Source organism: Sulfuritalea sp., from assembly GCF_017302275.1.
In the GTDB taxonomy this organism is placed as follows: domain Bacteria; phylum Pseudomonadota; class Gammaproteobacteria; order Burkholderiales; family Rhodocyclaceae; genus Sulfuritalea.
Map to the genome: position 1 here is coordinate 25,152 of NZ_JAFLDR010000030.1, position 26,454 is coordinate 51,605.

Below are 26,454 nucleotides of genomic sequence, written 5' to 3' on the forward strand. Positions count from 1 at the left end.
GGCACACCCATATGACGCACAGGCGACGGAAAATTGTCGCGAATCAAGCCAATAATCGGATCAGGGCCTCTCCATAGCGGTCGGCCTTGGCCTGCCCGATGCCGGGCACATCGAGCAAATCAGTGACCGCGGCCGGGCGTCGCATTGCGAGTTCGCGCAGGCTCCGGTCGTGGAGGATGACATAGGCTGGAACGCCCTGTTCGCGCGCCAGGTCGGCACGCCATGCGCGCAGCGCGGCAAAGCGCGATTCGTCGTCGGCACCGAGGATGAGGTCGGCGGCGGACCGCCGTCCCGCCAGCGCCGACTCTTTGGCCAGCTTCGCCTTGCCGCGCGTGCGCGCTGCCGCCTTGCGCAGCGAAATCCGGGACTCCCCTTTCAACACCGGGCGCGCCGCCTCCGTCAGGCGCAAGGCGCCAAAGGCCTGGGCATCGGCATGCAGCAGGCCGGCGGCGAGCAACTGGCGGAACACCGAGCGCCACGCCGCCTCGTCGAGGTCGGCGCCGGCGCCGAAGGTGGGCAGTTCGCCATGCTCGAACTGCCGCACCTTGTCGGTCGCCTTGCCGCACAGGACGTCGATCAGGTGGCCGGCGCCGAAGCGCTGCCCGGTGCGCAGCGCCGCCGACATGGCCTTTTGCGCGGCCACCGTGCCATCCCACATTTCCGGCGGCGCGAGGCAGGTGTCGCAGTTGCCGCAGGCTCCGGCTTCCTCGCTGAAATAGCGCAGCAGCAGCGCGCGCCGGCAATCCGCCGTTTCGCACCAGGCCAGCAGGGCGTCGAGTTTGCTGCGCTCGATGCGCTTCTGTTCCTCGCCGGCAACCGATTCGTCGATGCGCATGCGATGGATCACCACGTCGTTGAGGCCGTAGGTCATCCAGGCTTCGGCTGGTTCGCCGTCGCGTCCGGCGCGGCCGGTTTCCTGGTAGTAGGCTTCCAGGCTCTTGGGCAGGTCGAGGTGGGCGACGAAACGTACGTCCGGCTTGTCGATGCCCATGCCGAAGGCGATGGTGGCCACCATCACGATGCCGTCCTCGCGCAGGAAGCGCTGCTGGTTGCGCTGACGCGTGGCGGCCTCCAGGCCGGCGTGGTAGGGCAGGGCGGCGATACCCTGCTGCTCCAGCCACTCGGCGGTTTCGTCGACCTTCTTGCGCGACAGGCAATACACGATCCCCGCGGCGCCCCGGTAGCCGGCGAGGAAGTCGAGCAGTTGCCGCCGTGGGTTGTCGCGCTCGACCACGGTGTAGCGGATGTTGGGCCGATCGAAGCTGGCGACGAACACCCGCGCCGCATCGAGTCCGAGCCGGCTGATGATTTCGCGCTGGGTGAGCTGGTCGGCGGTCGCCGTCAGGGCGATGCGCGGCACCTGCGGATAGCGCTGGTGCAGGGCCGACAGCTGGATGTATTCGGGACGGAAATCGTGGCCCCATTGCGACACGCAATGCGCCTCGTCGATGGCGAACAGGCCCAGGCGGTTGCGGCTCGCGAGGTAATCCATCAGCGCCAGGAAGCGTTCGGTCAGCAGGCGCTCGGGCGCGACATAGACCAGGTCGAGTTCGTCCTCGCGCAGGCGGCGCTCGATCTCCATTGCCGCGGCGAAATCCTGCGAGGAATTGATGAAGGCGGCGCGCACGCCGGCCTGCAGCAGGGCATCGACCTGGTCCTGCATCAGCGCGATCAGCGGCGAGACCACGACGCCGACACCCGGCCGCAACATGGCCGGGATCTGGTAGCACAGCGATTTGCCGCCACCGGTCGGCATCAGCACCAACGCATCGCCGCCGGCGAGCATATGCCCGATGATCTCTTCCTGCGCGCCGCGGAACGAGGAATAGCCGAAGACGCGGTGCAGCGTGTCGAGCGGATTTGTCACAGGGAAATTGCCGGTGATCCAGGGGGCGTGCATTATGCCCGTTCGCATCGGGCGCGACGTGCAGCCGGCCAAAAAGTCGGCGCCGATGACACGGCGTTGCAAGCGTTCATGCGAAACTCTCACCTTCCAATTCGATGCGACGGACAACCCACATGGCAGGAAACCCCGAAATCACCAGCATGGCGCTGTTCTGCGACTTCGAGAACGTGGCGCTGGGCGTGCGTGACGCAAAATACGCGCAGTTCGACATCGGCAAGGTACTCGAACGCCTGCTTCTCAAGGGCAGCATCGTGGTCAAGAAGGCGTATTGCGACTGGGCGCGCTACAAGGAGTTCAAGGCGCCGATGCATGAGGCCTCGTTCGAACTGATCGAGATCCCCCACGTGCGCCAGTCCGGCAAGAACTCGGCCGACATCCGCATGGTGGTCGACGCGCTGGACCTTTGCTACACCAAGTCGCATGTCGACACCTTCGTCATCATCAGCGGCGATTCGGATTTCTCGCCGCTGGTGTCCAAGCTGCGCGAGAACAACAAACGCGTGATCGGCGTCGGCGTCAAGGCCGCGACCTCCGACCTGCTGGCGGCCAACTGCGACGAGTTCATTTTCTACGACGACCTGGTGCGCGAACTGCCGGCCAAGAAGCCGCGCGGCGAACGCAAGACTTCCGCCAAGCCGATCGCCAGCGCCGCGGCCAAGCCCAAGGCCGGTGAGAAACCAGAAGACAAACCGGAAGACTCCAAGCGCCAGCAGGCGATCGACCTGGTGGTGGCGACGGTCGAGGCGCTGGTCACCGAGCGCGGCGAGGATGAAAAGATCTGGGGCTCGATGGTCAAGCAGACGCTGAAGCGGCGCAAGCCGGGATTCAGCGAGTCCTACTATGGCTACCGTTCCTTCGGCGAACTGCTCGAGGACGCGCAGAAACACAAGCTGCTGCTGCTCGAACGCGACGAGAAGTCCGGGCAGCACATCATCCGCCTGGCAGTCGACGATTGAGCCGTCCGGCGGGCGCCATGGTGGAGATCCGCCCCGGACAGTCGCTGGAATTGCTCAAGGAACTGCATATCCTGACGCGCGACGGCAAGCTCAACCAGGACAGCCGGCGCAAGCTGAAGCAGGTCTACCACCTCTGCCAGTTCATTGAGCCGCTGCTGGAAGAATCCCTGGCGGCGCAAGGCGATCTGACGCTGGTCGATCACGGCGCCGGCAAGTCCTACCTGGGCTTCATCCTCTACGACCTGTTCCTCAAGTCACGCGATGTCGGCCGGGTGTTCGGCATCGAAACGCGGGCCGAACTGGTCCAGAAATCCCGCGACCTGGCATTGCGGCTGGGCTTTGCGCGTATGTCGCTGCTCAATCTGTCGGTGGCGGAATCCATCGCGTCGCCGCTGCTGCCGCCGCAGGTGGATATCGTCACCGCGCTGCATGCCTGCGACACGGCTACCGACGACGCGATCCGCTTCGCCCTGGCCAAGCGGGCGAGATTCATCGTGCTGGTGCCCTGCTGCCAGGCCGAAGTCGCCGCCGCGCTGCGCCGGCACAAGAACGAATCGCTGGCGCGCGGCGCGTTGGCGGAAATCTGGCGCCACCCCATCCACACCCGCGAGTTCGGCAGCCACGTGACCAACGTACTGCGCTGCCTGCTGCTGGAAGCGCACGGCTACCAGCTCACGGTCACCGAACTGGTGGGTTGGGAACATTCGATGAAGAACGAGCTGATCATCGCCCGCCGCGGCGCCGCGCCGCGCGGCAATGCCCGCGAGCGGCTGGGGCGGATACTTCAGGAACTGAACCTCGACGATCTGCGGGAGCGCTTCGATTGCTGAACGCAAAAGTCGGCGCCCCACAGGGACTTCCTTCGGTCGCTGACGCTACGGCGATTCCCGCTACTCCACCTTGCCGATGCGTGCCAGCAGGTAGGTGCCGACGAACAGGATGACGCCGACGGTGGCGCTGATCGAGGCCAGCGGCAACAACGTGCCGTCGTGGCTGCCGCCGACCCAGGTGCCGGCCGCCAGTGCGGCATACATGACGAGGCAGCCGAACAGGCCGGCGGCGGCACCAGCTTTGTCCGGAAAAGGCGCCAGCGAGCCGGACTGGGCGCAGGGGAAGTTGATGCCGTGGGCCGTCATCACCACGAACTGGGCCATCACCACCAGTGTCCAGTGGCTCAGCCCGGCGAGCACCAGCAGCAGGAAGCCCAGTCCGCCTAGCATGCCCAGGGTGGTTCCCAGCGCCAGTACGCGCGCTACGCCGATACGGCCCAGCAGGCGGCGGCAGATCAGGGTACCGCCCAGATAACCGAGAACGCCGAAGGCGAACAGGTAGCCGTAATACTGGGCCGGCACGCCGAGTACCTTGATCAGGACGAATGGCGTACCCGAAATGAAGACGAAGATCGAGGCATAGGAGAGCGAGCCGGGCAGGGCATAGGCCCAGAAGGCCGGGGTGCGCAGCACGTCGCGGTAGGTGGCGGCCAGATGGCTCAGACGCATCGCATCCGGGTTGAGTCTGGGGTTGGATTCCGTCAGGTGGCGCATGGCGGCGAACCACATCGCCATACCCGCCAGCGCCAGGGTGACGAAGGCAGCACGCCAGCCGAAGGCCACCTGCAGGTAGCCGCCGAGGATCGGCCCGAAGATGGGCGCCAGCGACAGCAGCGACAAGGCTTTTGCCATCACGCGGGCGCCTTCGGCCGGCGAGTAGGCGTCGCGGATGATGGCGCGCGCGACAACCACGGCCGTGCAGCAGCCGACGGCCTGGACGAAACGCGCCGCGATCAGCCAGCCCAGGCTCGGCGTCAGGGCGCAGCCCAGTCCGGACAAGAGGTACAGGGCAAGCCCGCCGATCAGTACCGGGCGGCGGCCGTAGCGGTCGGACAGCGGGCCGCTGACCAGTTGCGCGGTGCCGAAGCCGAAGACGAACAGCGACAGGGTCTGCTGCACGGCAGCCGGACTGACACCGAAATCCAGCGCCATGCCCGGCAGCGAAGCCAGGTAGAGGTCGGTCGACAGGGGCTGCAGCATCATGCAGCCCGTTACCAGCCAGAGCAGGGTGGTGGCGCTCATCGGCTCGCGCGCCGGGCGCGCCTGATCAGCCACGGCGATCGCGCATGACGCGGGCTTTCTCGCGCACCCAGTCGCGCTCCTTTTCGGCATCGCGCTTGTCGTGCTGCTTCTTGCCCTTGGCCAGGCCGACCGAGAGCTTGACGCGGCCCTTGCTGTAATGCAGGTCGAGCGGCACCAGGGTGTAGCCGGCGCGTTCCACCTTGCCTATCAGCTTGCTGATTTCCGCCGCGTTGAGCAGCAGCTTGCGCGTGCGCACCGGGTCGGGATGGACGTGGGTCGACGCGGACAGCAGCGGCGTGATGTGGGCGCCGATGAGGAAGACCTCGCCGCTCTTGATCACCACGTAGGCCTCCTTGATCTGCGCCCGCCCTGCGCGGATCGCCTTCACCTCCCAGCCTTCGAGCACCAGGCCGGCCTCGTAGCGCTCTTCGATGAAGTAATCGTGGAATGCCTTTTTGTTGTCGGCGATGCTCATGGGGCGGCGCTAAGAGCCCATTTCAGTAGGAATCGTACCCCGCGCCGGTTGGCGTTGGGATGTGATGCGAGGCGGAGGGAGTGCCGCAGGGTACATCCCTGCAAGCGACCGACAACGTGGCAGCGCGCCCTACGCCAGCCGGCCCTTCGGGTTGAGACCAGGATCGGCGTCTGCGGCGTTGCAGCGCTTGCCAATGGAATAACCATTGGCTGTGCGCCGCGCCTTGCATCCATCCGATCCTGGTCTCAACGCGGGGCATGATTTCTGCTGAAATGGGCTCTAAAATGCGACATTCTACTGTACGCGGTTCATGCGACTTGAATGGCCCTGGTCGAAAAATCCGTTCTCATCGAACGCACGCCGGCACAGATGTTCGCCCTGGTGGATCGCATCGAGGACTATCCGCAATTTCTCCCGTGGTGCGGCGGCACGGACTTGCGCGAGCGCACGCCAACGCTTACCGCGGCGACGGTGCACATCAACTACCACGGCCTCAAATCGCACTTTTCGACCGAGAACACCAAGCAGGAGCCGACGCTGATGGACATCCGCCTGACCGACGGGCCCTTCACCCACATGGACGGCCACTGGCGTTTCACCCCGCTGGGCGACATCGCCTGCAAGGTAGAATTCCGCCTGCACTACGAGTTTTCCAGCCACCTGCTGGAAAAGGCGCTGGGGCCCGTGTTCCACCACATCGCCAACACCTTCGTCGATTCCTTCGTAAAAAGGGCAGGGCAGGTCTATGGCTGAAACCATTCACGTCGAAGTCGTTTACGCCCTGGCGGAACGCCAGGAAATCGCCAGCCTGGAAGTCCCGGTCGGCAGTACCGCGGGCCAGGCGATCTCAGCCTCGGGACTGCTGACGAAATTCCCCGAAATCGATCTGGCGAAAAACAAGCTGGGCGTTTACGCCAAGCTCGCTAAGATCGATACCCCTCTGCGCGACCGCGACCGGGTGGAAATCTACCGGCCGCTGATCGCCGATCCCAAGGAAGTTCGCAAACAGCGCGCAGCGGAGGGGAAAGTCATGAAAAAGGGCGGCGGCGAGGGCGGCGAAGCCTGAGCATCGCTACATGTCGCCGTGTCGAAAGTCGGCGCTGGCGGCACGGCAATGACCGTCGGGCTCTCGCGTATAATGCTGTTTTGGAACGAAGGAATTTACTATGCGATTGCTCCAGAAGGCGCTGACGTTTGACGACGTCCTCCTGGTACCCGCCCATTCGGCGATCCTCCCCCGCGACGTCAGCCTCGCTACCCGCCTTACCCGCAAGATCCAGTTGAACCTGCCCCTGCTTTCCGCCGCCATGGACACGGTGACGGAAGCGCGCCTCGCAATTGCGCTTGCCCAGGAAGGCGGCATCGGCATCGTGCACAAGAATCTGAATCCCAAGGCGCAGGCCGCCGAGGTGGCCAAGGTCAAGCGTTTCGAGTCAGGCGTGCTCAAGGATCCCATCACCGTGCCGCCGACCATGAGCGTGCGCGAAGTGCTGGCCTTGACCCGCAGCTACCGCATTTCCGGCTTGCCCGTGGTCGATAACGGCGTGGTGGTGGGCATCGTGACCAACCGCGACACGCGCTTCGAGACCAACCTCGACCAGGCGGTGGGCAACATCATGACCCCGCGCGAGCGCCTGATCACCGTCAATGAAGGCAGTTCGCCGGAAGAGGCCAAGGCCCTGATGCACAAGCATCGCCTGGAGCGCGTGCTGGTGGTCAATGGTGCGTTCCAATTGCGCGGCCTGGTCACGGTCAAGGACATCCTCAAGTCGAGCGAACACCCGTTCGCCTGCAAGGACGAGCAGGGCCACCTGCGCGTCGGCGCCGCGATCGGCGTCGGCGAAGGCACCGAGGAACGCGCCGAACTGCTGGCCGAGGCCGGCGTGGATGTGATCGTGGTCGATACCGCCCACGGCCATTCGGACGGCGTGCTGAAGCGCGTGGAATGGGTGAAGAAGAACTTTCCGCAGGTGGAAGTGATCGGTGGCAACATCGCCACCGCCAACGCGGCCAGGGCGCTGGTCGATCACGGCGCCGACGGCGTCAAGGTCGGCATCGGCCCCGGTTCGATTTGCACCACGCGCATCGTCGCCGGCGTCGGCGTGCCGCAGATCACGGCCGTGGAAATGGTTGCCAGTGCGCTGGCCGCCGACGGCATACCTTTGATCGCCGATGGCGGCATCCGCTATTCGGGCGACATTTCCAAGGCCATCGCCGCCGGCGCCAGTTCGGTGATGCTGGGCGGGCTGTTCGCCGGTACCGAAGAAGCGCCCGGCGAGACCGTGCTCTACCAGGGCCGCTCCTACAAGGCCTATCGCGGCATGGGCAGCCTCGGCGCGATGAAGGACGGGGCGGCGGACCGCTACTTCCAGGATTCGGATGCCAATGTCGAAAAGCTGGTGCCCGAAGGCATCGAAGGCCGCGTTCCCTACAAAGGCCCGGTCATCGCCGTGATTCACCAGTTGATGGGCGGCTTGCGTTCCTCGATGGGCTATGTCGGCTGCGCCACTATCGACGAAATGCGGGCCAGGGCGGAATTCGTCGAAATCACCTCGGCCGGCATCCGCGAATCGCATGTGCATGACGTGCAGATCACCAAGGAAGCACCGAACTACCATATCGACTGAACCCTTCCACCGCGCGAAAGGCGGCTGCGGCCGCCTTTCTTCTTTCAGGAAGCCACATGTCCCACCAGAAGATCCTCATCCTCGATTTCGGTTCGCAAGTTGCGCAACTCATCGCCCGTCGCGTGCGCGAGCAGCAGGTGTATTGCGAACTGCATCCCTTCGATGTCAGCGAGGAATTCATCCGCGAGTTCAAGCCGCAGGGCATCATCCTTTCCGGCGGCCCCAATTCGGTCTATGAAGCCGAGGAATGGAAGGCGCCCGACATCGTGTTCAAGCTCGGCGTGCCGGTACTCGGTGTCTGCTACGGCATGCAGACCATGGCGGCGCAGCTCGGCGGCAAGGTCGAAAGCAGTCACAAGCGCGAATTCGGCTATGCCGAGATGCGCGCGCGCGGCCATTCGAAACTGTTCAACGGCATCCAGGACCGCACCAATGCCGAGGGCCACGGCCTGCTCGAAGTCTGGATGAGCCACGGCGACAAGGTCACCGAATTGCCTCCCGGCTTCAAGCTCATCGGCAGCAACGAATCGACGCCGATCGCCGCGATGGCCGACGAAACGCGCGGTTTCTACGCCGTGCAGTTCCATCCCGAAGTCACGCATACGCTCAAGGGGCGCGAAATCTATGCCCGCTTCGTGCGTGACATCTGCGGCTGCCGCGGCGACTGGAACATGCCCAATTACGTCGAGGAGGCGATCGCCAAGGTGCGCGCGCAGGTCGGCAAGGAGGAGGTGATCCTCGGCCTCTCCGGTGGCGTCGATTCCTCCGTGGTGGCCGCGTTGCTGCATCGGGCGATCGGCGACCAGCTGACCTGCGTCTTCGTCGACAACGGTCTGTTGCGCCTCAACGAAGGCGTGCAGGTGATGGACACCTTCGCCCGCAACCTCGGCGTCAAGGTGATCCACGTCGATGCTGTGGGCCAGTTCATGGGCCACCTGAAGGGTGTCGCCGACCCGGAGCAAAAGCGCAAGATCATCGGCCGCGAATTCGTCGAAGTGTTCCAGGCCGAGGCGCAAAAACTGCCCAACGCCCGCTGGCTGGCGCAGGGCACCATCTATCCCGACGTGATCGAATCGGCCGGCGGCAAGACCAAGAAGGCGCACGCCATCAAGAGCCACCACAACGTCGGCGGCCTGCCCGAAACGCTGAACCTCAAGCTGCTGGAACCGCTGCGCGAACTGTTCAAGGACGAAGTGCGCGAATTCGGCGTGGCGCTGGGCCTGCCGCACGAGATGGTGTATCGCCATCCCTTCCCGGGACCCGGGCTCGGCGTGCGCATCCTCGGCGAAGTGAAGCAGGAGTTTGCCGATCTGCTGCGCCGCGCTGATGCGATCTTCATTGACGAACTGCGCGCCGCCGACTGGTACGACAAGACCAGCCAGGCCTTTGCCGTGTTCCTGCCGGTGAAGAGCGTCGGCGTCATGGGCGACGGCCGCACTTACGAATACGTGGTGGCCCTGCGCGCGGTGCAGACCTCGGACTTCATGACCGCGAAGTGGGCGGAACTGCCGCACGAGTTGCTGGGCCGGGTGTCCAACCGCATCATCAACGAAGTGCGCGGCATCAACCGCGTGGTCTACGACATCTCGGGAAAGCCGCCGGCGACCATCGAGTGGGAGTGACGGGAGGATTGACCGTCCCGACCGTCCGTCGATCAGGGACCTGAATCGATCGGAAGCCTTCCCGTCGATGCCGGTTCAGGTTCCCGTTGGCCCCGCCGGCCTGGCTGCCACCGGCCGTCGCCACGGCAATCGGTGAAGTTTCCATGAAGCTGGCTACCATGGAATTCGTTTATCTCAAGCATTGTGCTTTTCATCCCGAAATCGCCCCGTCACGGGCGATTGAGTGGCAATATTCAAAGTTTCGAGCCGTGTGACTGCAGGTCTAAAGGGAGAACAAATCATGAAATCGAAATGGGTGTTTGCCTTCGAGGAAGGTGATGGCAAGAACAAGATGCTGCTGGGCGGAAAGGGTGCGAATCTCTGCGAAATGACCCAGATAGGCCTCAACGTGCCGCCGGGTTTCACCATTACCACCGAAGCCTGCCTTGCCTACCTGGAGCATGACGAATTGCCCAAGGGCGCCTGGGAAGAGATTCTGAAGAACATGAAGGATCTGGAAGCGAAGACCGGCAAGCAGTTCGGCGGGGCCGGCAATCCGCTGCTGATATCGGTGCGATCCGGGTCCTCGATGTCCATGCCGGGAATGATGGACACCATCCTCAACCTGGGCCTGAACAAGACCACGCTGCAGGGCCTGATCAAGCTGACGGACAACCCGCGCTTCGGTTACGACGCCTACCGTCGCTTCATCCAGCTTTACGGCAAGATCGCGCTGGGCGTCGAGGACAAGCATTTCGACGACGCCATGGTGGCGATGAAGAGGAAGGTGGGCGTCTCGCAGGACGTCGACCTGAGCGCCGAGCACCTCGCGGAACTGGCCGACCAGTTTACGAGGATCATCGAGGCCAACACCGGCAAGCCCTTCCCGGAAGATCCCTACAAGCAGCTCGAAATCGCGATCCAGGCGGTATTCCGTTCCTGGAACGGCAAGCGGGCGATCGACTACCGCAAGCAGTTCCGGATCACCAAGGCCCAGGCCAACGGCACGGCAGTGAATATTTGCACCATGGTTTTCGGCAACATGGGCAACGATTCCGGCACCGGCGTCGGCTTCACCCGCAATCCCGGCACCGGCGAAAACCTGATTTACGGCGAGTACTTGGTGAACGCCCAGGGCGAGGACGTGGTGGCCGGCATTCGCACCCCTAAGGCCATTGCCGAGATGGAAAGCGACATGCCGGAGATCTACCGGCAGTTGCTGGAACTGCACAACCGCCTGGAAAGCCACTACAAGGAAGTGCAGGACTTTGAGTTCACCATCGAACGCGGCACGCTTTACTGCCTGCAGACCCGCAACGGCAAGATGAATGCCATGGCCATGGTGCGCACCTCGGTCGAAATGTTCAAGGAGGGCCTGGTAAGCAAGGAAAAAGCCCTGTTGCGCATCGATCCGGCGATGCTGGAGCAACTCCTTGTGCCGCAACTGGCACCCGATTTCAAGGGCAAGCCATTGGCCACCGGCCTGCCGGCGTCACCCGGCGCCGCCTCGGGCAAGATCGTGTTCGATGCCGACACGGCCGAGGCGCGCGGCCGCAACGGCGAGCGCATCATCCTGGTGCGCGAAGAAACCAAGCCCGAGGACATCCACGGCTTCTTCCAGGCCCAGGGCATCCTCACCAGCCGCGGCGGCAAGACCTCGCATGCCGCTGTCGTTGCGCGCGGGATGGGCAAGCCCTGCGTTTCCGGCTGCGATGCGATCCATATCGACGACATCAAGAAGTGCGCCACCATCGGGGACACGACCTTGCATGAGGGCGACGTCGTCACCATCGACGGCGGCAACGGCAAGGTTTATGCCGGCGAAGTGCCGACGGTGCAGGCCGAGTTCAACGAGTACATGGAATCCCTGCTGAAGTGGGCCGACCAGGTGGCGCGGCTCAAGGTGATGGCCAACGCCGATACGCCCGACGATGCCGTCAAGGCTCGTGGCTTCGGTGCAATGGGCATCGGCCTGTGCCGTACCGAGCGCATGTTCAACTCCACTGATCGCCTGCCGATCGTTCAGGAAATGATCCTCGCCGAGTCCAGCGAGGAACGCCAGGCCGCGCTCGACCGCCTGCTGCCGATCCAGCGTGCCGATTTCAAGGGCATCTTCAAGGCCATGAAGGGGCTGCCGGTCACGGTGCGGCTGATGGATCCGCCCTTGCACGAGTTCCTGCCGACGGCTGCCCAGCTCGAACTGGAAATCGCCCACCTGCACCATCTGCGCGATTCGCTGAAGGCGGTCGAGGAACTGCCGGAGACGCTGAAACTTCTGAGCCCGCGCCTGTACCAGCAGTATGCCGACGGCCTGAATAAGCTCAGCCGCGGCATGGAGGACTTCAAGGACAGCCACCTCGAGGAAGACGTCATCCACAAAAAGGAAAAGACGCTGAAGAAGGTGCGTGCGCTCTCCGAGGTCAATCCCATGCTGGGTCACCGCGGCGTGCGCCTCGGCATCACCTATCCCGAGATCTACGAGATGCAGATCAAGGCAATCCTGGAAGCGGCGGCGCTCTGCGCCAAGGAAGGCATCGAGGTCTATCCGGAAATCATGGTGCCGCAGGTTGCCACCGTGGAGGAGCTCAAGCGCATCCACAGTTACGTGCAGCGCATCCACAAGGTGGTCGAACTGACCCACGGCATCAATGTCGGCGTCAAGTTCGGCAGCATGCTGGAAGTCGTGCGCGCCTGCCTGCGCGCCGGCCGCATGGCGGAGGACGCGCAGTTCTTCAGCTTCGGCACCAACGACCTGACGCAGGCGACCTTTTCCTTCAGCCGTGAAGATGCCGAGAACAAGTTCCTGCCGGCCTATATCGAAACCGGCATCCTCGAGGACAACCCGTTCGAGGTGCTGGACCAGAAGGGCGTCGGCGAACTGATGAAATTTGCCGTAAGCGAAGGCCGCAAGACCAATCCGGAGCTCAAGGTCGGCATCTGCGGCGAACATGGCGGGCATCCGGCTTCGATCCAGTTCTGCCACAAGATCGGTCTGACCTACGTGTCCTGCTCCGGCCCGCGCGTGCCGATCGCCCGTTTGGCGGCGGCGCAGGCGCAGTTGCTCGAAGGCGGCGGCGCGGTCACCAAGAACGCCTGACACCCGACGCTGCGGAATCCCGCTGCCGCGCACCGATCCGGGTGCGGCGGCGGATTGCAGCGGTGCCATAATCGACGCCATGAACGATGTGCATTTCATGGGACTGGCGTTGGACTTGGCACGCGAGGCGGGTGCCCTTGGCGAAGTGCCGGTGGGCGCCGTGGTCGTGCTCGAGGGCGAGGTGGTCGGGCGCGGCTTCAACCGCCCGATCGACCGCCACGATCCCACCGCCCATGCCGAAGTCATGGCCCTGCGCGACGCCGCGTCGCGGCTGGGCAATTACCGCCTGCCGGGCTGCACCCTTTACGTAACCCTGGAACCTTGCGTCATGTGCGCCGGCGCGATCATGCATGCCCGCGTCGCACAGGTTGTGTTCGGTGCACGCGATCCGAAGACCGGCGCGGCGGGCAGCGTGGTCGACCTGTTCGCCGAGGCCCGCCTCAACCACCACGCCACGATCACCGGCGGCGTGCTGGCCGACGACTGCGGCAGCCTTTTGTCGAGCTTTTTTGCCGCGCGCCGCGGTCGCACGCTGGTGGCGTGATCGCCACAGCCCATGCAGATCCGCATCAGCCTGCCGCAGCAAACCCTGGAACTGCACGACGCCCATGGAGCGCTGCTGCGCCGCTACCCTGTATCCACCGCCAGCAATGGTCCCGGCGAGCACTCTGGTAGCGGCTGCACGCCACGCGGGCGCCATCTCGTGCGCGCAAAAGTCGGCGCTGGCGAGACGGCGAACACGGTCTTCGTGGGCCGCCGTCCGACCGGCGAGGTCTGGTCGCCGGAACTCGCCACCCGGTTTCCCGGCCGCGACTGGATCCTGTCGCGTATCCTCTGGCTCTCGGGCCGGGAACCGGGCTGCAACCGCCTGGGTGAAGTCGATACCATGCGCCGTTACATCTATCTGCACGGCAGCCCCGACGGCTCCGTCACGGGTGTGCCGGGATCCCACGGCTGCGTGCGCCTGCGCAACGACGACATCATCGAACTGTTCGACCTGGTGCCGGCGTACACGCCGGTCGATATCGTCGAATTCGGGGTCGAAGCGGGCTCGTGGAATGACCTGCGCGAAGCAGCGGCCTCGGTGCGCGAGGCCGTGTTCGTCGTCGAGCAGAAGGTGCCGGCCGAGATCGAGCTCGACGAACACGACGCAAGCAGCCGCCATGTGCTGGCCCGCGACAACGATGGCAACCCGGTCGGTACCGGCCGCCTGCTGCCCGACGGGCACATCGGCCGCATGGCGGTGCTGGCCGACTGGCGTGGCAAGGGCGTCGGCCGGGCCTTGCTGGAACGCTTGCTGGAAGAATCGGCCGGACTTGGCATGCGGCGCCTGGCCCTGCACGCGCAGACCCAGGCTACCGGCTTCTACCGGCGCTTCGGCTTCGTCGAGGAAGGCCCGGAGTTCATGGAGGCCGGCATTCCGCACCGGACCATGGTGCGTTCGCCTTGAATCCGCAGCGCATTCGCCCACCGCGCTGTGCGCCGGGCAGCCACGTCTGCTCGTCGAAACTGGCCCGACCATCGCTGCCCAGACGATACACGGTCGAGCTGCGCGTGCCATAGCCGGGCGACCTGACGAAGGCCGAGGACAGCAGGCGTTCCCATTCGAGCGGAACACCGGTTTGGGGCAGATGCTCGTCGGGATGGACGCCGTCATCCCGCAGCAGCGCGAACAGCGCCTCGTCCGCGGGCAAATCGTCGAGGGCCCGGGCCAGCGCCGTCTTGCCAGCGCCGACTTTCGGCCATGGCGTATCGAGCAGGTGGTTCGATACGCCGTAAACCCCTGGCGCCAGGGCGCGCGCCGCGCCGCCCATGTTCGACGCCCACCACAGGGAATCGTCGTCGCCGACCAGCAGGTTGTAGCCGTTGCAAAGGCGGCCGCGTTCGGCGATCCGTTCCAGGTAGGTCTGCGGAGCCTCGGCGCCGGCCAGGAAGTCCGCAACCAGCGCGCCGCGCGACGGCGCGCCACTGCGCATCTGGGCCGGATCGCGAAAATTGGTCAGCGCCGCGAAGCGCCCACCACGGGTGACTCCCATCCAGGTGCCTCCGGCGTCGAGGTCACGCCCGGCGAGGACCTGGGGCGCTTCCTGCCAGAAGGCTGCCGGCGCCGTCGGCCGGGCGAAGAACTCGTCGCGATTGGCCGCCACCACCAGCGGATAGTCCGGATGCACCCGCCAGGCGACCAGGATCAGGCACATCGCCGGCGTCAGGCCGAGGGGGCTTCCTGCAGGGCGTAGGGCAGCGTCAGGATTTCCAGTTGCGGCCCGTCGAGCGCGCCGACATGCACCGCGCCGGCCTCGACCGCGCTGCTCTGCACGCAGACCAGGTATTCGAAGTCGCCAGCCGGGGAGGGCGCCGCGCTGACGATCGCGCCGCAATGCTGGTCGCCGGTCGCCGGAGCATACACGGCGGTGCCAGGCGCCACGGCCGAATCAAGCCGGGCGCGGTAAGTGCGCCGCTTGACCTTGCCCAGGTACTGTGTGCGGGCGACGATTTCCTGGCCGGGATAACAGCCCTTGGTAAAACTGACGCCGGCCACCGCCGGCAACTCCATGTTCAGCATCTGCGGCACGAAGGCTTCCTGCGTGGCGGCCACGACGCGCGGCTGCCCGGCGGCGATTTCCAGCCATTGCCAGGCCGCCAGACCCACCGGCCGCGCCGCAGCCGACAAGGCTGGCCAGCGCGCCACCGCGGTTGTCGGGTCGACGGCCAGCAGCCAGCGTGTGTCGTCAAGGCGGATGGCCTGGCCACCCGAAGTGGCACAGACACCGAAGCGCGACAGTTCAAGTGCAGACTGCTCAAGAGTCGGCGCTGGCGCCACGGTGGGGCTCGAACAACCGATCAGGATGCGCTCCGCCGTCGCGTCGCTCAGCTTCACCTTCGAGCGCAGCACGTACATCGAAAGCTTCTTCAGGATCATCGGCAGGATGTCGCGCGGCAGCATCAGCAGAAAGTCGTCGCCTTCGCGCCAGATCAGCAGCAACGCCAGCAGCCGCCCCTTGGCCGTGCAGAACCCGGCAAAACGCGCTCCCGTCGGGGTGATGCCCTTGATGTCGTTGCTCATCAGCTTATGCAGGAACTCGGCGGAATCGGGGCCGCTGGCGCGGATCACGCCCAAGTCCACCAGCGGGGCCACGACCGCGCCGTCGCGCGCCGCGGCCAGTTCGTCGGCAAGGGCGCCGAAACTGCTGCCATCGGCGGCGAGGCCCTGGCCGGCGAGTAGGGAATTCCAGTCTTGGGTCATCGGTGGGTGTCCGGTTGGAAGGGGGGCGATGCTATTATCGAAGCAGCAGCAAATATTGCGCCGCTCCCTGAATTATTCAAGCCTTGCCGGGTACTCATGCGTACGTTCAAGTTGATCCTGCTGCTGACGATTCTCGCATTTGTCAGTGCAGTCGGGGGAGTCGGCTGGGTCACTTCCCGCCATCTCCCCATGCGCAGCGATCCGACAGCCTTTTCCATCCCCCCCGGCGCCAGCCTGCGCACCGCGGCCCAGGCCATCGAAGCGGCCGGAGTCGATTTGCCCGCCTGGCAACTGGAACTGCTCGGGCGCATCCTCGGCCACTCAGCCAGGATCAAGGCGGGAAGTTATGAAATCGAAGGCGGCCTCAGCGCACTCGGCCTGCTGGACAAGCTGACGCGCGGCGACGTGACCATGGGGGAATTGGTGCTCGTCGAAGGCAGGAACTTTCGCCAGTTCCGCGCTGCCGTCAACGAACATCCCGATCTTTCACACGACACGCTTGGACTGACGGATGCCCAGATACTGTCCCGCCTCGGCGCCACGGAGAAGCATGCCGAAGGCCTGTTCTTTCCCGACACCTACCTTTTTGCCAAGGGCAGTAGCGACATCGACGTTTTCCGGCGCGCGCATGGCGCCATGAAATCCCGTCTGGCCATGGCCTGGGAGCGACGCGAGCCAACGATGCCGCTCAAATCGCCCTATGAATTGCTGATCCTGGCCTCGATCGTCGAAAAGGAGACCGGGCTGCCCGCCGACCGGCCGCAAGTGGCCGCGGTTTTCGTCAATCGCCTGCGGCGCGGCATGCTGCTGCAGACCGATCCGACGGTGATCTACGGCATGGGGGAACGCTTCAACGGCAACCTGCGCAAGGTCGACTTGCAAACCGATACGCCGTGGAACACCTATACCCGCGCCGGGTTGCCGCCCACCCCGATCGCCATGCCGGGCATGGCGTCGCTGCTGGCCGCCGCCAAACCGCCACCGAGCAACATGCTGTATTTTGTCGCCCGCGGCGACGGATCGAGCGCCTTTTCCGCCAACCTCGGCGAGCACAACGAAGCCGTCAACCGCTATCAAAGGAGGTAGTTTGCATGACGCGTGGTCGCTTCATCAGTTTCGAGGGCATCGACGGTGCCGGCAAGAGCACCCAGCATGCCTGGCTGGTCGGGCACCTGCGGCGGCATGGGCGCACGGTGGTCGCCACGCGGGAACCGGGCGGTACTCCATTGGGTGAAAAGCTGCGCAGCCTGCTGCTGGCCGAAGCCATGCACCTGGAAACCGAAGCGCTGCTGATGTTCGCTGCACGGCGCGAACATGTCGCACAAGTCATTGAACCGGCACTGAATAGAGGCGACTGGGTGGTCTGCGACCGTTTCGTTGATGCCTCCTTTGCCTATCAGGGCGGAGGGCGTGGCCTCGATTGGGGGAAACTCCAGACGCTGACGCGCTGGGTGCTCGGCGACCTACAACCCGACCTGACGCTGATCTTCGATGCGCCGGTCGCCATCGCCCAACAGCGACTGCATGCCGCCACCGCCAATCCCGACCGCTTTGAAAAGGAACAGGCGGCGTTCTTCGAAAAAGTGCGTGCGGCCTATCTCCGAATTGCCGCCGAAAATCCAGATCGAGTGCGCGTCATCGACGCCACCCGGACACCAGATGATATTAATAAAACACTTGAGAAAATAATTGCAACATTCTGATAATAAAATAATAAGCTGGAACGATACATTGCGGCACCAGCTGCTGGGGCAGGGGCTCGACCGCCTGCCGCACGCGGTGCTGCTGGTCGGACCGCCCGGTGTCGGCAAGACCGCGTTTTCGGAACAGCTTGCAGAATTGCTGCTCTGCGAGTCGATAAGCGCCGCGCTTTCCGGTTGCGGCGAATGCCAGGCATGTCGTTGGCTGGCCGCCGGCAACCATCCGGATTTTCGTCGCATCGCGCCCGAGGGCGACGACGACGCGGAGGAGGGTGCCGGCGAAAAGGCCAAAAAGCGCTCGGCCAGCATCATCCGCATCGAGCAGATCCGCGAACTCGAGGCTTTCGTTTTTACCGGCAGCCATCGTGCCGGCAATCGGGTGGTGCTGATCACGGAAGCCGAAGCCATGCACGGCCCGACCGCAAACGCACTTCTTAAGATACTTGAAGAACCTCCGTCAAGCGTATATTTTATATTGGTATCCACTAGATCAAAGTCACTATTGCCGACCCTGCGCAGCCGCTGCCGGGTAATCCCGTTCACGACGCCCGACACGACGGCGGCGACCGCATGGTTGCGCAATGCCGGGCTGGAAAAGCAGGCCAAGCGCTATCTCGACCTGGCCGGCGGTGCGCCCATGCGCGTCGCCCAATGGCAGGAACAGGGGCAATTGGCCCCGATCGATGCGCTGGTTGATTCGCTGATTGCGCCGGTCGCCGATCCGCTCGCGCTAGCCGCGCGATGGGATGGGCTGCTCAAGGGCGACGGCATGTTTCGCCTGGAAAACCTGGTCGAGGGTGTTCAGCGCTGGCTGTTCGACCTGGCACAGGAGCGCATGGCGGGCGAGGTTCGCTACCACGGCGGCTGGCCGCGTCCCAAGGGCATCGAAAAGCTGGATCCGGAAGCCCTGCTTGCGGCCTGGCGCGAGCTCCAGCCATTTCGCCGCAGCGCGCGCCATCCCTTGAATCAATTACTGTTTCTGGAAAGCCTGGCGGCCCATTTCCTGCGGGCGCTGCGCCCGGTCGGCACATGACTACCTTGCTCGTCGACTCCCATTGCCATCTCGACTTCCCCGATTTCAACGGGCGGGAAGCCGAACTCGTCGCCGCCATGGCGGCCAACGACGTTGGCCATGCCCTGATCGCGGGGGTGACGCTGGAACGTTTTCCGTCTGTTCGGGCCTTGGTCGAGCGTTTTTCCAACCTGTATGCCGCCGTGGGCGTCCATCCCGACACGCAGGAGGGCAAGGAACCCGACGAGGCAACCCTGATACGCCTGGCGGCGCACCCCAAAGTGGTTGCCATCGGCGAAACCGGGCTTGATTACTATCGGCTGGAGGGCGATCTGGAATGGCAGCGCGACCGATTCCGCACCCATATCCGCGCCGCGCGCCGCTGCGGCAAGCCGCTGATCATCCACACGCGGGAAGCGGCCGCCGATACCCTGCGTATCCTTGAGGAAGAAGATGGAGGCAAGGCTGGGGGCGTCTTCCATTGCTTTACCGAGACGGCTGCGGTCGCCCAGGCCGCCCTGGCTTTGGGCTTCCACATCTCCATTTCAGGCATCGTAACGTTCAAAAATGCACTGCAGGTCAAGGAGGTAGCGCGATCGGTGCCGCTCGATCGCCTGCTGGTGGAAACCGATGCGCCCTATCTGGCGCCCGTTCCGCATCGCGGCAAGTTGAACCATCCCGCACTGGTACGCCATGTCGCGGAAGAGATTGCGCGCCTGCGGGGCATCGGCCTCGACGAGTTGACGCAGGCCACCACGACCAATTTTCAACGCCTGTTCGCACCGGAAAAAGATGCCTAAGCGACTGATTGCAATTGTATTGATGCTGCTGGCCGGGCTTGTCCAGGCGGGAGCTTACGATGACATCCTCGCCGCCGCGGAGAATGGTGAAAACGCCACCGTCATCGGTTTGCTCCAGCGCGGCATGGATGTCAATACGACCGACCGCGCCGGTACCACGCTGCTGATGATGGCGGCGCGCACCGGCAATGTTCGACTCATGGAAATGCTGCTGGCCAACCGCGCGGGAATCAACCGGCGCAACCAGCACGGCGATACGGCGCTGATGCTTGCGGCTATCAACGCGAAATCGCCAGCCGTTCAGTTGCTGCTTGTCATCGGGGCGGAACTCGAAACTTCAGGATGGACTGCCTTGCATTACGCGGTATTCGGCGGCAGTGCGGAAACCCTGGCGATGCTCATCGAAAACAAGGCGAAACTCGACAGCCGTGCGCCGAATGGACAGACGGCGCTGATGCTCGCCGCCAAATTGGGCAAGCTAGATCTGGTCAAATTGCTGATCGACGCCGATGCCGATATGGACCTGGCCGACTACGACGGCGACACGGCATTGCGTCTGGCGCGGAAAGCCGGCAATAACGAGATAGCCAGTTATCTGCGCCAGGTCGGCGCGGTCGAATAGATCCAAGGCTTGAAGAGCCGCAAACTTGGCAATTCCGTCAACCTAAAACAGCGCATAATCCGTATTATGTAAATAAATAAGTTTACGGTGGTCAACCGTGTTGCGGATGGGACTGTCCATTCAGGCATCGAGTTGCAACGCCGCCAGCCGGGCATATAAACCGCCCTGCGTCCTCAGATCCGCCGGCGTACCGGTTTCGACGATGCGCCCGCGCTCCATGACCACGATGCGGTCCACCTGCCGCACGGTCGCCAGGCGATGCGCGATGATCAGCGTGGTGCGCCCGACCATGGCCGCATTCAGCCCACGCTGCACCAGTATCTCGGATTCCGCATCGAGCGCGCTGGTCGCCTCGTCAAGCAATAGCAAGGGTGCTCCCTTGAGGATCGCCCGCGCTATTGCAATCCGCTGGCGCTGACCGCCGGACAGCCGCGTGCCGCGTTCGCCGAGAAAAGTCTGGTAACCCTCCGGCAGGCGGTCGATGAACTCATCCACCAGCGCCGTGCGCGCCGCCGCCAAGACCTCCGCGTCGCTGGCCGCAGCCCGCCCGTAGCGAATGTTTTCCAGCGCATTGGCGGAAAAGATCACCGGGTCCTGCGGCACGATGGCGATGCTGCCACGCAAGTCGTCCAGCACGAGCTGCCGCAGGTCCTGCCCGTTCAAAAGAATTCGGCCGCCCGAAACCTCGTAATAGCGCAGCAGCAACTGGAACAGGCTGGTCTTGCCCGCGCCGGAGGGCCCGACCAGCGCCACGCTCTCGCCGGGCGCGATATCCAGGCAGACGTCGTCCAGCGCCCGCGTTCCAGGGCGCGCCGGATAGCTGAAGACGACGTGGTCGAAACGCAGCGCGGCACTCTCCGGCCGCAGCCGTCGTTCCGGACGTGGCGCCTCGCGGATCGCCGGTTCCGCATGCAGCAGTTCGAGCAGCCTTTCCGTCGCGCCGGAAGCGCGCATCACGTCGCCCCACACCTCCGCCAGCGTGCCCACGCCGCCGGCCACCAGCGCCGCGTAAAGGACGAAGGACGCCAGCTCGCCGCCGGTGAGCACGCCCTCGTGCACCTGCCGTGCGCCCACCCAGAGCACGAAAATGATGCTGCCCATCACCGCCGAGATGATCAGCACCGTCAGCGCCGAGCGCACCCGCGCGCGCCGGATCGCCGTCGCGAAACTGCGTTCGGTGCGTTCGGCGAAACGGCGGACTTCCTGCCTTTCCTGGGTAAAGGCCTGCACCGTCGGCATGGCATTGAGGATCTCGCCCGCCAGTGCCGAGGCGTCGGCAATGCGGTCCTGCGATTCGCGCGAGAGCTTCCTCACCTTGCGCCCGATGGCGACGATGGGCAGCACCAGCAGCGCCATCAGCCCAAGGTTCAGCGCGAACAGGTAAAAGCTCGTCACCGCCAGCATCACCATGCCGCCGATGAACTGGAACAGGCTGCGCAGGCCCATCGAGATCGAACTGCCGACCACCGTCTGGATCAGCGTCGTGTCGCCCGTCAGCCGCGACAGCACCTCCCCCGTCTGCAGCGTCTCGAAGAACTGCGGCGACTGCGCCAGGACGCGACCATACACCGCATCGCGCAGGTCCGCGGTGACCCGCTCGCCGACCCACGACACCATGTAGAAACGCGCCGACACCACCAGCCCCCAGAAGCTGGCCAGCGCGAACAGCGCGAGGAAATGCCCGTTCAGGCTCAGGCCGCCCAGCAGCCCCCCGGCCGCGCGCGGCTGCGCGCCGAAGCCGAAATCGATCAGGTCGCGAAACGCCAGCGGCACCAGCAGGATGGTCGCCGAACCGACGCACAGCAACACGAAGGCCAGCGCGATGCGCGCCCGGTAGGGGCGCAGGAAGGGCAGCAGGCCGCGCAGCGGCGACAGGCGGCGGGGAGTGATCGGAGCTTCCAGTGCGGCGGTATCCATGCCCGATTATCTTATGGATACAGGTGCCCTGCCCTGCAGCGGACCGGGAATGTCGTCCCGGTCCATCGCGGCTTATTGCCAGTTCGCTGCGATCACCGGCGCCAGCACCTCCTGATAGTAGCTCGGCAAGCTGGTCTGCCCCGGCGCGGGGGGCGCGAAGACCGCCATCGCCTGCACCAGATTCTCGACCTGGCTGTCGAGCAGCAACTTGCCATCGGCGGTCTTGAACTGCTCGACGTGGAAATTGGACCCGAGATACCAGTTCTCCACCGTGAACTTGTCCGTGGTGCCGATGATGCTGGCCTCCAGGTGGTTGCCGACATGGCGCATCCAGATTTGGTCGGCGGCGATGCCGGCCAGGAATTCCGCGGCATCGACGTTGCCGGCGGTGGCGTCGTTTTCGCGCACCGTGTCGCTGCCGAAACCGGCCCCGAACAGGTAGCGGTCGTCGCCGGTGCCACCGATCAGCACATCGGCCCCGCCCCGGCCGTCCAGTGTGTCGTTGCCACCGCTGCCGGTGAGCGTGTTGTTGGCGGCGTTTCCCACAAGCACATTGTCCAGCTCGTTGCCGGTACCCCCGATGTGGTTGGTGGCGTCGCCCGTGAGAGTCAGGTTGTCGACATGGGCGGCAAGTGAGTAACTCGTCGGCGTATATATCGTATCGACGCCCTCGCCTGCCAATTCGATGACCTGCGTGGCGCCATAAACGGTGTAGACATCGTCGCCGCGCCCACCTATCAGGATATCCGCCACGGCGCCGCCGCCGTCGAGGCTGTCGTTGCCATCGCCGCCGACCAGGCGATTGCTGCCGGCATTGCCCCGCAGCACGTTGTCCAGCGCATTGCCGGTTCCGTCGATCGAGGCGTTGCCGAGCAGCGCCAGGTTTTCCACGTGGTCGGCGAGGATCACGCTTACGGAACCGCTCCTTACCTGATCGATCCCCTCGCCGGCGTACTCGAAGACGATGTCGGAGGCATCGTCCACCCAGTACGTATCGTTGCCAATGCCGCCGACAAGCACGTCCGCCCCCGCGCCACCATCCAGGTTGTTGTTGCCTGCGTTGCCGATCAGGGTGTTGTCCAATTCGTTGCCGATCGCGCCCACTCCCGAGTTGCCGACAAGTTGCAGGTGCTCCAGGTTGGCGCCCAGCGTCCAGGTGACGCTGCTGCGCACCCAGTCGATCCCCTCGCCCGGATTCTCGATGATGCTGTCGCCGGCCTGGTCAACCAGGTAGGTATCATCGCCCGCGCCGCCAAGCAGCGTGTCGCGACCCAGTCCGCCGTCGAGCCAGTCGTTGCCCGCAAGACCGGTCAGGCGATTGGCGTCACCGTTGCCGATGAGCACGTTGTCCAGCGCGTTGCCGGTGCCGTCGGCGTCCTGCCAGCCGTTCAGGGTCAGGTTCTCCACGCCGCCGGCAAGAACAAAGCTGGACGACGCAATGACCTGATCGATCCCTTCGCCTTCCGCTTCGACGACCCGGTCGTCCGCATCATCCACCACGTAGGTATCGTCGCCGATGCCGCCGATCAGGACATCCGCGCCGGACCCGCCATCGAGCACATCGTTGCCGGCATGGCCTTCGATGACGTCGCGTTGCGAGGTGCCGACCAGCGTGTTCGCGGTGGCCGTGCCGACCATGTGATTGGCCACGTCGAGCGTGAAAACGTCGGTGGCGCTGGCGCCATCCAGGTCGGTGGCGGTGACGCGCACCGCCACCTGACCGACCGGGGCCGCGGGTGGCGTGCCGCTGAATGTTCGCGTCACGGCATCGAAGCTCAGCCACGCCGGCAGTGCCGTGCCATCACTTCGCGTGGCCTGGTAGCCGAGGACGTCGCCGGGATCGGAGTCGGCAAAGCTGCCAGCCGGCAGCGTGAATGAAAACGCGGTTTCCTCGATGGCAACCTGATCGGCGATCGGCGCGGCGAGGGTCGGCGCGTGATTGACGTCGCCGACCACTGGTGCGGTTGCGTCGCTGGCGATCGATTCGAGCGTGCCGTGGCCGTCAATGTAGCTGGCCAGTGCGCGTACTTGCCTGCCCACCTGTGCGTCGGTCAGCGTGAAACTTTCGAACGTCGCGCCGTCGATGTCGCTCCATGTCCAGCCGTCCGCGGAGCTTTGCCACCGGTAACCGAGGGTGCCGAGACCGTCGGCGTCGGCGATCGAGTTGCTTGCCGTGAGGGTTCGGTTCTGCGTCGGGCTGCCAGTGATGGTGACGGTTCCCGTCGGGACGTCGTTGATGTTGCCGACCGCAGGCGTCGGAGTGCTGGTCACCGCCTCGGCCGTGCCATGGCCGTCGGTATAGCTGGCGGTCACGCTGATGGCTTTGCCCACCTGGGCTTCGGCCAGGACCAGAGTGCTCGCAGTGGCGCCGCCGATGGCGACGCCATCCGCTCGCCACTGGTAGCCGATACTGCCCATACCATCGGCATCGGCCAGCGTGTTGCTGGCGGTCAGGGTTTGACCCTGAATCGCCGTGCCACCAACGCCGACTTCTCCGCTCGGCGCGTCGTTGAGGTTGGCAACGATCGCCGTGGCGGAACTTGCGACCGATTCGAGGGTACCGTGGCCATCGGTGTAACTGGCCAGCGCGCGCACTTGCTTGCCCACCTGCGCTTCGGCCAAAGTCAAGCTGCCGGCCGTTGCGCCGACAATGTCGGTCCAGGTCGTGCCGTCCGCTGAGGACTGCCACTGGTAGCCGATGGCGCCCAGACCATCAGCGTCGGCCAGCGTGTTGCTGGCGGTCAGGTTTTGACCCTGAATCGCCGTGCCACCAACGCCGACGTCTCCGCTCGGCGCCGCATTGCCGCCGATGCCGACAATCACCGCCGTCGGCTCGCTGGCCTTGCTCTCAAGCGTGCCGCGAACATCCGTGTAAGAAGCCACGGCACGAACCTGCATGCCGACTTGCGCTTCTCCCGGGGTGAATGTGCCTGCCGTGGCACCGGGAATCGGGTTCCAGGTCGCGCCCGCGTCGACCGAGCTCTGCCACTGGTAGCCGATCGGACCCAGGCCGTCGGCATCGGCCAGGGTATTCCCCGCGACCAGTGTGTGGTTCTGCGCGGCCACGCCGCTCACGCTCACGGCGCCGGTCGGCGCCGAGTTCAGCCGTTGCCGCAAATCGGCTGCCAGCCAGGTCGGGCCGCCGGAAAAAACGATTCGCTCTACCGCGTACTGTCCCGGCGTGGTCTCGGCGAAGCTGATGCTGTCGCCGGCGGAAACCGACAGCGTCACCTGGGAACCGCTACGACTGGCGCTCACGCCAGTTGCGAAGATCCCCGCGCCGAACAGGATCTGATCCGTGCCGCCGCTTTCGATGATGGTGTCTGCCCCGCCGCCGAGCGCAAAGCGATACTTGTCGTCGCCGACGCTGCCCACGAGGGTATCGTTGCCGCCGCGGCCGTCGATGGTATCCCCGCTGGTGCCATAGCGACCATAGATCACGTTGTCCAGGGCGTTGCCGATGGACTCCACCGTGCCGATGTAGCCGCTATTCATGTTCAGGTTTTCGACATTGTCCGGCAGGGTGTAACTGAAATCGGCGATCACCGTATCGATGCCTTCGTTCGCCAGTTCCGTCACGATGTCCCCGACCAGCGGCGAGACGTAGTAGGTGTCGTCGCCCATGCCGCCGATCAGCGTATCCCTGCCGCCAAGGCCGTCAAGCACGTTGTTGCCGGTATTGCCGGTGATGACGTTGTTGAGCGTGTTTCCGTTACCCCACACGTTCAGCGGGCCGGTCAGGGTCAGGTTCTCCAGATTGGCGCCCAGCGTCCAGCCGATACCCGACAGCACCGTGTCGGTGCCCTGATTGAGGCCCTCGGTAATCGTATCGGCATAGTGGTCGACGACGAAGCTGTCGTTGCCGGCAGTGCCGACCATCGCATTGGCGGCGCCGCGGATCACCCGCGCATTGATCTCCGCCACATTCCACTCGCTCGTGTCGGCGAAAAGGATGCGCTCGATCTGCGCCGTCCCGCCGGTGAAGAACCTGCTGACAGTGAGTTGCGTCGGACTGCCGTCGAGTACCACCACCAGGCGACCATCGCCGGCGAAAAAGTCGTTGGCATACAGGCTGACATCCGCTGCCGTGATTCCGGCGCCCAGTTCCAGCGTATCCATGCCGCCGCCCTGGAAGCTCTCGTCCATCGTGTCCTCGCCGTCGCCGCGACCGAAGCGGTAGGTATCGTTGCCGCTGCCTCCCTTCAGCAGATCGTTGCCCGGCCGGCCAACCAGCACGTCGTCCCCCGCTCCGCCGGTCAAGCTGTCGTTACCTTCCCGCCCATCGAAATGGTCCGCCAGCCCGTCGCCGAGGAAGGTATCGGCCAGTGGCGTCCCGCTGCTGATGGTGGCGCCGAGCAGCGCGGCATCCCAGATCATGTTGATGTCGTCCGCGAAGCGGACCTGCTCGATCCGGGTCGCCCCGTC

Annotated in this window: 21 protein-coding genes and 1 pseudogene; 15 read left to right on the forward strand and 7 right to left on the reverse strand. The window is 64.7% G+C overall.

Going from position 1 to position 26,454, the window contains the following annotated elements; translation table 11 throughout:
• Positions 1–43: 43 nt before the first annotated feature.
• Entirely contained in the window at positions 44–1,900 is a 1,857-nt protein-coding gene (gene recQ / locus J0M27_RS15250) for a DNA helicase RecQ (RefSeq protein ID WP_294993449.1), read from the reverse strand.
• Between the two features lie 119 nt (positions 1,901–2,019).
• Here recQ and J0M27_RS15255 point away from each other — a divergent pair, with 119 nt between their 5' ends.
• Entirely contained in the window at positions 2,020–2,862 is an 843-nt protein-coding gene (locus J0M27_RS15255) for an NYN domain-containing protein (RefSeq protein ID WP_294993452.1), read from the forward strand.
• Positions 2,863–2,879: 17 nt separating this feature from the next.
• Positions 2,880–3,692, forward strand: coding sequence for an SAM-dependent methyltransferase (locus J0M27_RS15260; RefSeq protein WP_294993498.1), 813 nt, complete (start codon positions 2,880–2,882; stop codon positions 3,690–3,692).
• Between the two features lie 60 nt (positions 3,693–3,752).
• Here J0M27_RS15260 and J0M27_RS15265 read toward each other — a convergent pair whose 3' ends face one another.
• Positions 3,753–4,934, reverse strand: coding sequence for a multidrug effflux MFS transporter (locus J0M27_RS15265; protein WP_294993454.1), 1,182 nt, complete (start codon positions 4,932–4,934; stop codon positions 3,753–3,755).
• Positions 4,935–4,959: 25 nt separating this feature from the next.
• A complete protein-coding gene (gene smpB, locus J0M27_RS15270) occupies positions 4,960–5,409 on the reverse strand; it encodes an SsrA-binding protein SmpB (protein ID WP_294993456.1) in 450 nt (149 codons plus the stop codon).
• Between the two features lie 321 nt (positions 5,410–5,730).
• Between smpB and J0M27_RS15275 the strand changes: the two genes are divergently transcribed.
• From J0M27_RS15275 to J0M27_RS15310, 8 genes and pseudogenes are all read left to right on the forward strand, one after another.
• A complete protein-coding gene (locus tag J0M27_RS15275; RefSeq protein ID WP_294993459.1) occupies positions 5,731–6,162 on the forward strand; it encodes a type II toxin-antitoxin system RatA family toxin in 432 nt (143 codons plus the stop codon).
• Positions 6,155–6,475, forward strand: a complete 321-nt coding sequence (locus tag J0M27_RS15280; protein WP_294993462.1) for an RnfH family protein — start codon at positions 6,155–6,157, stop codon at positions 6,473–6,475. The genes J0M27_RS15275 and J0M27_RS15280 overlap by 8 nt, the downstream gene beginning before the upstream one ends.
• 100 nt (positions 6,476–6,575) lie before the next feature.
• Positions 6,576–8,036: an IMP dehydrogenase gene (guaB, locus tag J0M27_RS15285; protein WP_294993465.1), complete on the forward strand. Its 1,461-nt coding sequence runs from the start codon at positions 6,576–6,578 to the stop codon at positions 8,034–8,036.
• Positions 8,037–8,092: 56 nt separating this feature from the next.
• Complete coding sequence (gene guaA, locus J0M27_RS15290) at positions 8,093–9,658, forward strand: glutamine-hydrolyzing GMP synthase (protein WP_294993468.1); 1,566 nt, start codon at positions 8,093–8,095, stop codon at positions 9,656–9,658.
• Positions 9,659–9,938: 280 nt separating this feature from the next.
• Positions 9,939–12,734 (forward strand): pyruvate, phosphate dikinase, encoded by a 2,796-nt coding sequence (gene ppdK / locus J0M27_RS15295; RefSeq protein WP_294993471.1) that lies wholly within the window; start codon positions 9,939–9,941, stop codon positions 12,732–12,734.
• A 79-nt stretch (positions 12,735–12,813) separates the two neighbouring features.
• Entirely contained in the window at positions 12,814–13,278 is a 465-nt protein-coding gene (tadA, locus tag J0M27_RS15300) for a tRNA adenosine(34) deaminase TadA (protein ID WP_294993474.1), read from the forward strand.
• A gap of 12 nt (positions 13,279–13,290) precedes the next feature.
• Positions 13,291–13,767: pseudogene (locus J0M27_RS15305) on the forward strand (L,D-transpeptidase); the annotation flags it as partial.
• Between the two features lie 84 nt (positions 13,768–13,851).
• Entirely contained in the window at positions 13,852–14,184 is a 333-nt protein-coding gene (locus J0M27_RS15310) for a GNAT family N-acetyltransferase (RefSeq protein ID WP_365962911.1), read from the forward strand.
• Here J0M27_RS15310 and J0M27_RS15315 read toward each other — a convergent pair.
• Positions 14,138–14,932 carry an NRDE family protein gene (locus tag J0M27_RS15315; protein ID WP_294993477.1) on the reverse strand — a complete coding sequence of 265 codons (795 nt, stop codon included), beginning with the start codon at positions 14,930–14,932 and terminating at the stop codon, positions 14,138–14,140. The two genes, J0M27_RS15310 and J0M27_RS15315, sit on opposite strands and share 47 nt — an antisense overlap.
• An 8-nt stretch (positions 14,933–14,940) precedes the next feature.
• Positions 14,941–15,978 carry a folate-binding protein gene (locus J0M27_RS15320; RefSeq protein ID WP_294993479.1) on the reverse strand — a complete coding sequence of 346 codons (1,038 nt, stop codon included), beginning with the start codon at positions 15,976–15,978 and terminating at the stop codon, positions 14,941–14,943.
• Positions 15,979–16,074: 96 nt separating this feature from the next.
• Here J0M27_RS15320 and mltG point away from each other — a divergent pair, with 96 nt between their 5' ends.
• From mltG to J0M27_RS15345, 5 genes are read left to right on the forward strand one after another with little or no spacing between them, the layout of a single operon-like run.
• Positions 16,075–17,064, forward strand: a complete 990-nt coding sequence (gene mltG, locus J0M27_RS15325; RefSeq protein WP_294993481.1) for an endolytic transglycosylase MltG — start codon at positions 16,075–16,077, stop codon at positions 17,062–17,064.
• Positions 17,065–17,069: 5 nt separating this feature from the next.
• A complete protein-coding gene (tmk, locus tag J0M27_RS15330) occupies positions 17,070–17,681 on the forward strand; it encodes a dTMP kinase (RefSeq protein WP_294993484.1) in 612 nt (203 codons plus the stop codon).
• Between the two features lie 28 nt (positions 17,682–17,709).
• Positions 17,710–18,711 carry a DNA polymerase III subunit delta' gene (gene holB, locus J0M27_RS15335; RefSeq protein ID WP_294993487.1) on the forward strand — a complete coding sequence of 334 codons (1,002 nt, stop codon included), beginning with the start codon at positions 17,710–17,712 and terminating at the stop codon, positions 18,709–18,711.
• 5 nt (positions 18,712–18,716) lie between these two features.
• Positions 18,717–19,490 carry a TatD family hydrolase gene (locus J0M27_RS15340; RefSeq protein ID WP_294993504.1) on the forward strand — a complete coding sequence of 258 codons (774 nt, stop codon included), beginning with the start codon at positions 18,717–18,719 and terminating at the stop codon, positions 19,488–19,490.
• Positions 19,483–20,112 carry an ankyrin repeat domain-containing protein gene (locus J0M27_RS15345; protein WP_294993490.1) on the forward strand — a complete coding sequence of 210 codons (630 nt, stop codon included), beginning with the start codon at positions 19,483–19,485 and terminating at the stop codon, positions 20,110–20,112. The genes J0M27_RS15340 and J0M27_RS15345 overlap by 8 nt, the downstream gene beginning before the upstream one ends.
• 120 nt (positions 20,113–20,232) lie before the next feature.
• Here the strand turns inward: J0M27_RS15345 and J0M27_RS15350 are convergent, their stop codons facing one another.
• Both J0M27_RS15350 and J0M27_RS15355 read right to left on the reverse strand, forming a co-directional pair.
• The gene (locus J0M27_RS15350) at positions 20,233–22,029 is read right to left on the reverse strand and encodes an ABC transporter transmembrane domain-containing protein (protein ID WP_294993493.1); all 1,797 of its coding nucleotides are present in this window, start codon (positions 22,027–22,029) and stop codon (positions 20,233–20,235) included.
• Between the two features lie 72 nt (positions 22,030–22,101).
• The coding region (locus tag J0M27_RS15355) for a putative Ig domain-containing protein (protein WP_294993496.1) at positions 22,102–26,454 on the reverse strand (4,353 nt) is incomplete at its 5' end.